Genomic DNA, 12168 nt, shown 5'->3' with positions numbered 1-12168 from the left:
AGGGGAAGATTATGAGTGAGGAAAACAAAGAAGTAGAGCAGATAGAGAGCAAAGCCGTCAAAGATGCAGAACAAACAGAATGCGAAGCGGATAAAGAGGCAACACAAATAGAGACTAAAGAAGAGCAAACAGAAAACAGCGCAGACAAAGAAGAGAATGAGGCAGGCAAAGAGGCTGGGCAGATGGAGATTGAAACTGAAGCAGACCAAGAGACAGACCAGGCGGAGGCTGAAGAAATAGAAACAAAAGACCAGCCGGAGGTTGCTGCCACGGCTGCTGCTATACCATCGGATGTCTTTGTCGATAAGAGTGTCTATGAACAGATCGATAAACGAAAAAAAGGAAAAAAGATCGCTGCGATTATATCAATTTCTGTGGGCGGAGTTATTTTACTTTGTTATCTTACATTGTCGATCTGGTTTAGCTTCCATTTTAACAAGAATACATATATTGACGGACAGAATGTATCCTATCATACAGTAAAATCCGTAAAAAACACGATCGATACATATATGAGTGGATATACTTTAAGCGTAAACGGCAGAGAACATGCATCATTTGTGATCCGTCCGGAAGATATCGATATGACGATACAGGCAGTTTCCAATGAGAAAAGCATTAAGAAGAAGCAAAATGGCTTTCTGTGGTTTTTATATCTGAATAATAAGCGGAAAGATTATAAAACCAGTTATGAGGTAACCTATGATAAGGAAAAACTGTATCAATTTTTAAAAGATCAGGACTGTATGCAGGAAAAGAATATGGAAAAACCAAAGAATGCCTATGTAGCAGTTGATAAGAGCGAGGCGGTTATCATACCAGAGACAGAAGGCAGTTATCTGGATACAGATAAGGTTCATGAAGTGATAGAAACGGCGCTTGAACAGGTGAAAGCTACTACAGACCTTGATAAAGAAGCGTGTTACGAGAATGCAGAGATCACGGCAGACAGTAAGGAGATTGCAGACCGGAAAAAAGCACTGGAAACATATCTTACGGTTCAGATCGACTACAGCATTGATCGTGTATCATGGACGCTTGATGCATCAACATTTGGCAGCTGGCTCTATTATGATAACGGAAAATGGAAGTTCAAAAAGAAATCGGTTCAGGCATATGTGAGACAGCTTGCAGAGACATATGATACAGTCGGAACAACGAGAACCTTTCAGACTTATACAGGAAGATATGTAGAAGAAACAGGCAATCGTTATGGATGGGCAATTGATGTAGAAGCGGAGACAAAGGGCTTGCGGGAAGCACTTGCAAGTGGGAAATCACAGGAGCGTACACCGGAGTTTTCCCAGACGGGAGCAGCATATAACAAATACGGGGATATCGGTTATTCTTATGTAGAGGTCGATCTGTCGAACCAGCATGTATATTTGATCATAGATGGAAAATTGGTTGAAGATTCTCCCTGTGTAACAGGTTGTGTAAAGAAAGGACATGGTACACCGGATGGGTTATATTCGATCACATATAAAGAATCACCTTCTGTTTTAAGAGGAGAGGATTATGAGACAAAGGTCAATTTCTGGATGCCTTTTAATCGTGGAATCGGGCTTCATGATGCGACATGGCGTGATAAGTTCGGCGGAGACATTTATTATTCCAGCGGTTCGCATGGCTGCGTTAATCTGCCATATCAGAAAGCCGCGGTTATTTATGAGAATATCTATGCCGGGATGCCTGTAATCTGCTACTATTAGTTTTAAGTGTTACCATTGTATGACCATGCCCGGTGAAAAGGCATCAGAAAGTATCATAAAAAATAGTTGTATATTTTGTGTATTAATGGTATTATAGCAAAGTCATAGGAAAAAGGAGATATACCCAAGTGGCTGAAGGGTCCGCTCTCGAAAAGCGGTAGGTCGGGCAACCGGCGCGAGAGTTCAAATCTCTCTATCTCCGTTTTATGAAAATAAGCTGACATTCAGATGGGTGTCAGCTTTTTTACCATATGGATATATGGGAAAACTCAGAATTATGTATTTCAGAGACTGGGTACAGGTGAGCTGCAGCACCGGGATAAGGAGATGTTATTTATGTATGATGAGGCTGTTCGTTATATCACTGACAAAATAAAGATGAAGCCGGAGATAGGGATTGTACTTGGAAGCGGACTGGGCGATGCATTTACCATGGATGATCCTGTGTATGTTTATTATAAAGAGATTCCGGGTTTTCCTGTTTCGACGGTTGCCGGTCATAAGGGACGGTTTATATTTGGTTATTCCTGTGGAAAGCCGATTGTTGTCATGCAGGGAAGAGTTCATTACTATGAGGGATATTCCATGCAGGATGTCGTGAAGCCGATCCGGCTGATGGGGCTTCTAGGAATACGGTGGCTGATCCTTACCAATGCGGCGGGAGGAATCAGTGAAGAGCTGGCACCGGGAGATATCATGATCATTTCGGATCAGATATCAAGCTTTGTTCCATCTCCGTTGATTGGAAGAAATATAGATGAGTTTGGCGTCAGATTCCCGGATATGAGCCATATATATGATAAAGAAAAAATACAGATAAGCAGGAAAGTATTTGAGCAGATTGGACTTCATGTTGTGGAAGGAACCTACATTCAGGCGACCGGTCCGCAATATGAAACACCGGCTGAGATAAGGATGTTTCAGTTGCTCGGCGCAGATGCGGTCGGCATGAGTACAGCATGTGAGGCAATCGCGGCCTGCCATATGGGAATCCGTGTATCCGGTTTTTCGGCAATTTCAAATAAAGCGGCAGGACTTGGTGCTGAATTAAAGCATGAGGATATTCTGGATCGCAGTAAGGAGATGTCTGATAAAATGAGCAGACTCCTTACAGAATTGATCGAAAGTTATAGTGATGGCACAGAATAAAATATTCCGATCATTTGATGAAAAGTGATAATCAGTCATTTATAAGCGGATATGGATTAATTAGAATGGATATGAGGTGCGAAAAGAATGGATGTAAAGATATATACAGATGGTGCAGCGAGAGGTAATCCGGACGGACCGGGCGGATATGGTACGGTTATCCAGTTTATTGATGGAAAAGGAACGCTCCATGAACGGGAATTTTCACAGGGCTATAATAAGACTACAAATAACCGCATGGAGCTTATGGCAGCTATTGTTGGTTTAGAAGCATTGATAAAACCCTGTAATGTGGAATTATATTCAGATTCCCAGTATCTTGTAAAGGCATTTAATGAAGGCTGGATATGGGGCTGGATCAAGAAGGGCTGGAAACGTGGCAAGAATGAACCGGTAAAGAACCGGGATCTGTGGGAACGACTGTTAAAAGCAAAAGAACCGCATACAGTAACCTTTCACTGGGTAAAGGGACATGCAGGACATCCGATGAATGAACGATGTGATATGCTTGCAACGACAGCGGCAGACGGAGATAACAAAATAGACGACGAAGGTGTGATAACGAATGAATAAACACGAATTTAGACAACTGTTCGATGAGAAAATACTGATCTTAGATGGAGCAACCGGAACAAATCTGATGAATGCAGGCATGCCGCTTGGTGTATGTCCGGAAAAATACATACTGGAGCACAAAGAAGTTATGCTGGAACTTCAGACGTCGTATCTGAATGCAGGCACAGATATCTTATATGCTCCGACATTTACCTGTAATCGTTTAAAGCTTCGTGAATATGGACTGGAGAATAATCTCTATCAGATGAATATGGATCTGGTAGCTCTGTCAAAGCAGGCTGTTGCTGAGTGCGGGCATGGTTATGTCGCAGGCGATCTTACCATGACAGGTGAGATGCTATATCCGATGGGAAAACTTCAGTTTGAAGAGTTGGTTGATATCTATAAAGAACAGATCAAAGTTCTTGTTGAGGCGGGCTGTGATCTTCTGGTTGTAGAAACTATGATGAGCCTTGCCGAAACCAGAGCTGCTGTGATCGCTGCAAATGAGATCTGTGATCTCCCTGTCATGGCGAGCCTTACATTTAACGAGGACGGAAGAACCTTATATGGAACGGATCCGGTAACCGCGGTCAATGTATTACAGAATCTTGGCGTGGACGCGATAGGTGTAAACTGTTCCACAGGACCGGACAAGATGACAGAGCTTGTGGCTGCCATGAAAGAGGTAGCATTTGTTCCCGTATTTGCGAAGCCGAATGCCGGTATGCCTGAACTTGTGGATGGTAAAAGTGTATATGCCATGACACCGGAAACCTTTGCAGAAGATATGAAGATGATCATAGAAGCGGGAGCCGGTATGGTCGGCGGCTGCTGCGGAACAACTCCTGCCCATATCAAAGCACTTTCTGATATGGCAAAGACAATGGATATTCCTGAGATATCAGACAAGAAAGAACGTTTGCTATCATCAGAACGCATGACAAGACAGATCAGTCTGGATGGTCCTTTTATGGTGGTCGGAGAACGTATCAATCCAACCGGTAAGAAGAAACTGCAGGCAGAGCTTCGGGAGGGAGTTCTCGATACTGTTATGACGATGGCGGAAGAACAGATGGAAAAGGGTGCATCAATCCTTGATATCAATGTCGGCATGAATGGTATTGATGAGAAAGAAATGATGGTAAGGGTTGTATATGAGGTGTCACAGGCAGTGAATCTTCCGTTATGTATTGATTCCAGTAACCCTGCTGTTATCGAAGCGGCACTTCGTATCTATCCGGGACGTGCACTTGTGAATTCTGTATCTCTGGAAAAGGTAAAAATGCAGGAGATCCTTCCGTTGGTCAGTAAATATGGTGCGATGTTCATTCTGCTTCCGCTTTCTGATGAGGGACTTCCGAAAGACAGTGATGAAAAAGAAAACATTATACATACAGTTCTGGATGCTGCTTATAAGATGGGCTTTCAGAAAGAGGATGTTGTGGTCGATGGTCTGGTTGCAACAGTCGGAGCAGAGAAAGCTGCTGCTGTCAACTGCCTGAAAACAATCCGTTATTGTCATGATATGGGGCTTGCTACGATATGCGGACTTTCGAATATCTCATTTGGATTGCCGGAGCGTATGTTTGTAAATGCAGCTTTTCTTACGATGGCGATCCAGAATGGTCTTACGATGGCAATTGCAAATCCGTCACAGACTATGCTTATGAATATGGCATATGCATCGGATATGCTTCTTAACAAAGACGAAGGAGATATCCGGTATATCCAGAATGTAAAACCTCTCGGGATCACAACGGCTGCACCTGTACAGAATGGAGGCAGTCAGGAGGATGAAAAAGAAAAAAGTGTTATCTACACAGATGTTGTAAAAGGAAATAAAAGAAATATTTCAGAAGATGTCAAAAAAGAACTGGAACAGGGGATAGATCCGCAGAAGATTATTGATGATGAGCTGATTCCGGCAATTAACCGTGTTGGAAAATTATTTGAACAGAAAAAATACTTTCTGCCACAGTTAATCGCAAGCGCAGAGACGATGGAGCTTGCGATCAATCAGATCACACCACTTATCGTACGAGAGGATGATGGAAAGGCAATGCCTGCGATCGTGGTTGCTACCGTAGAGGGAGATATCCATGATATTGGAAAGAATCTGGTTGTCTTGATGCTACGAAACTACGGATTCCCGGTTATCGATCTTGGAAAGGATGTACCTGCGGATGTGATCGTAGATGCAGCCATAGAAAATGATGCCAAGGTCATCGGACTTTCGGCACTGATGACAACAACCATGATGAAAATGGTGGATGTCGTGGAACTGGTAAAAGAAAAAAATCTGGATATTAAGGTCGTTATCGGCGGAGCCGTTATCACGGAGAGCTTTGCCGAGGAGATCCATGCAGACGGTTATTCAGAGGATGCGGCAGAATGTGTTCAGGTTGTAAAAAGATTGCTTGATATTGAGTAATTCTTCGTTGACAATAATTGACAAGATAACTATAATAAAACAAGGATTTGTGCTGTATTGATTATACAGCCGTTTCATAGGTTTGAAAGGTGGTACTTATTGATGGATAATATAGTTTTGTCACTTCTTGTAGATAATACATCAGGTGTACTGAGCAGAGTTTCAGGTTTATTCAGCCGCAGAGGTTATAATATCGACAGCGTTACGGTAGGTGTTACGGAGAATCCTGCATATTCCAGAATGACTGTAGCAGTAAGCGGAGATAATGCAAGTCTGAGCCAGATCAAGAAACAGTTGAATAAGCTCGAGGACGTCGTAGAGATCGTTGAACTGGAGCCGGGCAAATCAGTATGCAGAGAGCTTGTACTCGTAAAGGTGAGAAGTGATAAGGATACCCGTCAGGATATCATGTCCATTGCAAATATATTCCGAGCAAACATCGTTGATGTTTCAAAAGGTTCCATGATCATTGAGCTAACAGGCGCAACCTCGAAGTGTGAAGCATTTCTCGGACTGTTAGATGGATTTGAGATCATTGAACTGGTTCGTACCGGCCTGACAGGACTGGTGAGAGGTCAGCGTCAGGATTAATCATGCGCACCTTGTTTAACTATTGATAGATTGATTGCAGTTATGCAGTTAATTATTATAAAGAAGTCATTTATATCAGGAGGACAAAATAATGGCAGAAGCAAAAATTTATTATCAGGAAGACTGTAATTTATCATTACTGGACGGACAGACAATCGCTATTATCGGTTATGGTTCACAGGGACATGCACATGCCCTTAACTTAAAGGAATCAGGCTGTAACGTAATTATCGGTCTTTATGAAGGAAGTAAGTCTTGGGCAAAGGCTGAAGCACAGGGATTTGAAGTATATACAGCTGCAGAAGCTGCTAAGAAAGCAGACATTATCATGATTCTTATTAATGATGAGTTACAGGCTGATATGTACAAGAACGATATCGAGCCAAACCTTGAAGAAGGCAATATGTTAATGTTTGCGCATGGTTTCAATATCCACTTCGGAACAATCGTTCCACCTAAGAATGTTGATGTAACTATGATCGCTCCTAAGGCACCTGGTCACACAGTACGTTCTGAGTATCAGGCAGGAAAGGGTACACCTTGTCTTGTAGCTGTAGAGCAGGATTACACAGGAAAGGCTCTTGACAGAGCATTAGCTTATGCACTTGGTATCGGCGGAGCTCGTGCCGGCGTTCTTGAGACAACATTCAGAACAGAGACTGAGACAGACCTCTTTGGTGAGCAGGCAGTTCTTTGCGGTGGTGTATGTGCACTTATGCAGGCTGGTTTCGAGACACTTTGCGAAGCTGGTTACGATCCAAGAAATGCATACTTTGAATGTATCCATGAGATGAAGCTGATCGTAGATCTGATCTACCAGTCAGGCTTCAAGGGAATGAGATATTCTATCTCAAATACTGCTGAGTATGGTGATTATGTAACAGGCCCTAAGATCATTACAGAAGATACAAAGAAGGCTATGAAGAAAGTCCTTTCTGATATTCAGGATGGTACATTTGCTAAGGAATTCTTACTTGATATGTCACCTGCAGGACGTCAGGTTCACTTCAAGGCTATGAGAAAGAAAGCTGCTGAGCATCCATCAGAGATCGTTGGCGAAAGCATCAGAAAGCTGTACAGCTGGAATGGTGAAGACAAGCTCATCAACAACTAATCTGAAGTAAATATATTTTATTTCATATAATAACAGAAGCAGATTTTATGTTTTCGGACGTAAGATCTGCTTTTGTTGTATCCAAAAATGTTTTGTGCTATACTGTTAGCAAAAATGTGAACAGGGTGGTTGGTTTAATGTTTAATCAGTTAACAGAATCTGACATCAAGAAGATGGAAGAAGAAATCGAATATAGAAAAGTCGTAGTTCGTAAAGAAAAGTTGGAAGCTGTGAAGGAAGCAAGAGCACAGGGAGATCTGAGTGAGAATTTTGAATATTATGCTGCGAAGAAGGATAAGAATGCGAATGAAAAGAGAATCCGTTATCTGGATCGTATGGTAAGAACTGCTGAGATCATAAAGGATGAATCAGCAGATGATGAAGTTGGCTTGAATAATACCGTTCGTGTTTATTTTGAAGAGGATGAAGAAGAAGATACTTATCGTATTGTGACGACAGTACGTGAAGATGTATTAAACGGCATTATCAGTAATATATCTCCAATGGGGAAAGCATTACTTGGACATAAAGTCGGTGACCGTGTAGAGGTGGTTCCGGGAAAGGGGGACCCGTTTCATATTGTGATACGGGAGATTGTTAAGACAACCGATGAATCCCGGGATCATATTCGATAGACGATAAAAAATACGGACAGGATGAAGAAGGTGACAGTCAGATGACATGTTTGGAAGCACAATCGAAGATCATGGCATTTATAGAGAATAAGCTCCCGGATGACGAGTTAAAGGAGTTTATTAAGCATGTCAAAAACTGTGATAATTGTTCAGAGGAACTGGAAATCTATTACACCCTGATCGTTGGGATGAAAGAGTTGGATAATGAAGAGAATCTTTCAACTAACTTTAAAAAGGAACTGGATGATAAGCTGAATGAAGAAATGACACGTATGACAGCTGTAAAACGAATTGCAACATCTACGATTGTTCTCGTTCTTGCGGCTATTATCACAGGGCTTTTGTGGGTATACAGTGGCGTACTTGAAAAGGTTTATCATTATGAACAGAATTCCAAGCAGAAATCACAGACAGAATATTATTACAGCGATACATTCGGCGAAAAGCTGTTATTCGGTAATAAGTATATGATTGAATATCTAGAAAATATTTTATATAAAGATGAGGATCTTCCGGGAAACAGTGATAAGAATGTACAGTTTATGGATAAAATAAAGAAATATAACCAGACACATAAAAATTATCTGGAAGTCGCCGAGGAAACGGCAGAGAAGGACGATATAGAAAATGAATAAAATATTATTAATTGATGGACACAGTATATTAAACCGTGCATTCTATGGTCTGCCGGATCTTACAAACTATGAAGGACTGCATACAAATGCAGTTCTTGGTTTTCTTAACATTATATTTAAGATCATGGACGAAGAAAAGCCGGATCATATGTGCGTAGCATTTGATGTGCATGAACCGACATTCCGCCATCTGAAATACAGTGCTTATAAAGGAACCAGAAAACCAATGCCGGAGGAGCTTCGGGAACAGGTTCCGCTTATGAAAGAAGTGCTTACAGCCATGCATGTCACGATCGTGGAAAAAGGCGGATATGAGGCAGATGATATTATCGGTACGATATCAAGAATGGCAGAACGGGATGGTTATGCAACTGTTATTGTATCGGGTGACAGAGATCTTCTACAGCTTGCAACGGATACAATACTTGTGCGTATCCCAAAGACAAAAGCAACCGGAACAACGATAGAAAATTATTATGCAAAGGATGTTGTTGAGGCATATGGCGTTACACCGGTTCAGTTTATAGATATGAAGGGACTTATGGGAGATACTTCAGATAATATTCCGGGAGTTCCGGGAATCGGAGAAAAGACAGCGGCAAAGCTGATGATCGAATACGGAAGCATGGAGAATATTCTGGATCATCTGGATACGGTAAAGCCTCCGCGTGTTCAGAAGAATCTGACAGAGAATATGGATCTTGCAGTTATGTCAAAGGATCTTGCAACGATCAAACTGGACTGCAAGCTGGATGTCTCTCTGGATGAAATGACGATCGAATCATTATTTAATGAAGATTCATATAAGATTTTTAAAAGATTAGGCTTTAACAGTCTGTTAAAAAAGTTTGACACAGTGACTGAGGCGGCGGAGATCGATCCGGTTATCACCTTGCTTGAAACAACAGAGCAGATAGACGGATTCTTTGCTGATAAGATGAAAAATACACATAAGATCGGTTTATATCCGATCCGAAAGGATGGAACCTTATTCGGGCTGGCTGCCGCCATATCCGATAAAGATGTCTTTATTTTGTCGAATCTGAATGGAATGGAGCATGACAGACTGACAGAGAATATAGTGTCAGTCACCAGGGATGGTATGCAGATTGATATTCTGGATTTAAAGGAAGCATTGTCAGTCTTTCCGTTTGATGAGAGTGATACAAAGGTGCATGATATCGGTGTAGCGGCATATCTCTTAAATCCGATGGAGGATGTATATTCCTATGATGCGATCGCAAGAGATTATCTTGGCGCAACACTGCCATCCGAAAAAGAATTGGTTGGAAAAGATGAACTGAATCTGTTCTCTTTTACAAATGAGACCTTCCGGAAATTATTTGCATATAAGGCGTTGATCCCATATCTTGCAGGTGATCTTCTAATGGAACGTCTGGAAAAACAGGAGATGTTCACTCTCTATAATGAGATCGAGATGCCGACGGTATATACGCTTTATGATATGGAGCATCGGGGAATCCGGGTTGACCGAAAAGCCTTGGATGATTACAGCGTAAAGCTGCAGAGCAGGATTGACGAACTGCATACCGAGATCATCGGTTATGCAGGAAAAGAGTTTAATATCAATTCACCGAAACAGTTAGGCGTTATTTTATTTGAAGATATGGGACTTTCCGGTGGCAAGAAGACCAAGACCGGATACAGCACCAGCGTTGATGTACTGGAAAAGATAAAGAATGACCATCCGATCATACCTGCGATACTGGAATATCGTCAGCTTACAAAGCTGAATTCCACTTATGCGCAGGGCTTGACGGCATATATATCAGAAGATGGCAGAATTCACGGAACCTTTAACCAGACGATCACAGCGACCGGTCGTATCAGTTCGACTGATCCGAACCTCCAGAATATTCCGATGAAGTTGGAACTTGGCAGACTGATTCGAAAGGCATTTATTCCGGAGGATGGATATGTATTTGTGGATGCTGATTATTCTCAGATTGAACTTCGTGTACTTGCTCATCTGTCCGAAGATCAGGTCATGCAGAATGCCTTTTTGAATCATGTAGATATCCATGCAACGACAGCTTCCGAGGTGTTCGATGTTCCGATCGATCAGGTAACATCCTTGCAGAGAAGAAATGCAAAGGCAGTTAACTTCGGTATTGTTTATGGAATCAGTGCATTTGGCTTGTCGGAGGATCTTGGAATATCCAGAAAAGAAGCGGCTGATTATATTGAGAAATATTTTGCAACCTATAAGAATATAAAGTCATTCCTTGACCGTCAGGTGGAAGAAGCAAAAGCAGATGGTGTTGTACGGACGATGTTCGGTCGTATCCGTCCTGTACCGGAGCTTCGGTCTTCAAACTTCATGACCAGAAGCTTTGGTGAACGTGTTGCAATGAATTCGCCGATTCAGGGAACGGCGGCAGATATTATTAAGATTGCTATGTTCCGTGTGAATATGGAACTGAAAAAACGAGGACTGAAATCCCGCCTGATCTTACAGATCCATGATGAACTTCTGGTAGAGACCGCAAAGGATGAGGTTGATATTGTAAAAGAGATCATGGAAAAGGAAATGATGGGTGCAGCCGACATGGCAGTACCGCTTGAGATCGGTATCAGTGAAGGAGATAATTGGTATGATGCAAAATAAAGACGACATGCTGATCCTTGGACTGACCGGAGGCATCGGTTCCGGAAAGACAGCAGTTCTTACAATATTAAAGGAAGAATATGATGCATATATAATAGAAGCAGACCATCTGGCACATGAGCTGATGAATCCAGGAAGAACGGTTTATCAGGGAATTGTGGATGCATTTGGTACGGAGATTTTGGCAGATACTGACATAGATACATCTGTATCTGACGAAGAAAATGTAGCGACAGACAACGATCAATCAACAGTTAGCCGCTCGATTGACAGAAAGAAGCTTGGAGATATCGTATTCCACGATAAAGATAAACTGGCTTTGCTGAACAGTATCTCACATCCGTTAGTGAAAGAAGAAATCCTGCGCCGGATTGAGGAACAGAAGAATGTCGGAAAAAAGCTGTTCGTGATTGAAGCTGCTTTGCTGATTCAGGATGGATATAAGAGTATCTGTGATAAGATGTGCTATGTCTATGCAGACTTGGATGTCCGGATATCCAGACTCTGCGAATATCGTGGCTTTACCAGAGAACGAGCACAGGCGGTTATTGATTCACAGGAGTCGGAAGCTTTTTATCTGGAAGCCTGCGACTATAAGATTGATAATTCCGGGTCGCTTGAAAATACGAAAAAAGACTTGAAGCACATATTAGATGAATGTAGAATATAAAGTGTTGTCTGAGAAATAAAGTTTAAGTCTTGAAGAAAAGAGAT

10 protein-coding genes and 1 tRNA gene are annotated in these 12168 nt (G+C 41.9%); all 11 read left to right on the top strand.

Translation table 11 applies throughout. The annotated features are described in order from the left end of the window. Positions 1-11: 11 nt before the first annotated feature. The 11 genes from CLOL250_RS04245 to coaE all read left to right on the top strand — a co-directional run bounded on the left by CLOL250_RS04245 (position 12) and on the right by coaE (position 12124). Positions 12-1712, top strand: a complete 1701-nt coding sequence (locus CLOL250_RS04245) for a L,D-transpeptidase family protein (protein ID WP_008400903.1) — start codon at positions 12-14, stop codon at positions 1710-1712. A 114-nt stretch (positions 1713-1826) separates the two neighbouring features. Then, positions 1827-1914: transfer RNA gene (locus CLOL250_RS04240), tRNA-Ser, on the top strand. A gap of 134 nt (positions 1915-2048) precedes the next feature. Next, positions 2049-2861 (top strand): purine-nucleoside phosphorylase, encoded by an 813-nt coding sequence (locus CLOL250_RS04235; protein ID WP_243143669.1) that lies wholly within the window; start codon positions 2049-2051, stop codon positions 2859-2861. A gap of 87 nt (positions 2862-2948) precedes the next feature. Next, the gene (rnhA, locus tag CLOL250_RS04230; RefSeq protein WP_008400901.1) at positions 2949-3434 is read left to right on the top strand and encodes a ribonuclease HI; all 486 of its coding nucleotides are present in this window, start codon (positions 2949-2951) and stop codon (positions 3432-3434) included. Next, positions 3427-5850, top strand: coding sequence for a homocysteine S-methyltransferase family protein (locus tag CLOL250_RS04225; protein ID WP_008400900.1), 2424 nt, complete (start codon positions 3427-3429; stop codon positions 5848-5850). Before rnhA ends, CLOL250_RS04225 begins: the two co-directional genes overlap by 8 nt. Positions 5851-5952: 102 nt before the next feature. After that, positions 5953-6441: an acetolactate synthase small subunit gene (ilvN, locus tag CLOL250_RS04220; protein ID WP_008400899.1), complete on the top strand. Its 489-nt coding sequence runs from the start codon at positions 5953-5955 to the stop codon at positions 6439-6441. 91 nt (positions 6442-6532) lie between these two features. Next, positions 6533-7555 (top strand): ketol-acid reductoisomerase, encoded by a 1023-nt coding sequence (gene ilvC, locus CLOL250_RS04215; RefSeq protein WP_008400897.1) that lies wholly within the window; start codon positions 6533-6535, stop codon positions 7553-7555. 137 nt (positions 7556-7692) lie between these two features. Continuing rightward, complete coding sequence (greA, locus tag CLOL250_RS04210; protein WP_044945066.1) at positions 7693-8190, top strand: transcription elongation factor GreA; 498 nt, start codon at positions 7693-7695, stop codon at positions 8188-8190. Between the two features lie 41 nt (positions 8191-8231). Then, positions 8232-8825, top strand: a complete 594-nt coding sequence (locus CLOL250_RS04205; protein WP_008400895.1) for an anti-sigma factor family protein — start codon at positions 8232-8234, stop codon at positions 8823-8825. After that, positions 8818-11454 carry a DNA polymerase I gene (polA, locus tag CLOL250_RS04200; protein WP_008400894.1) on the top strand — a complete coding sequence of 879 codons (2637 nt, stop codon included), beginning with the start codon at positions 8818-8820 and terminating at the stop codon, positions 11452-11454. The genes CLOL250_RS04205 and polA overlap by 8 nt, the downstream gene beginning before the upstream one ends. After that, positions 11441-12124, top strand: coding sequence for a dephospho-CoA kinase (gene coaE / locus CLOL250_RS04195; RefSeq protein WP_008400893.1), 684 nt, complete (start codon positions 11441-11443; stop codon positions 12122-12124). Before polA ends, coaE begins: the two co-directional genes overlap by 14 nt. Positions 12125-12168: the final 44 nt, after the last annotated feature.

It is taken from the genome of Clostridium sp. L2-50 (assembly GCF_000154245.1).
Lineage (GTDB): Bacteria > Bacillota > Clostridia > Lachnospirales > Lachnospiraceae > Coprococcus.
This window is presented reverse-complemented; position numbering and strand designations above follow the sequence as displayed.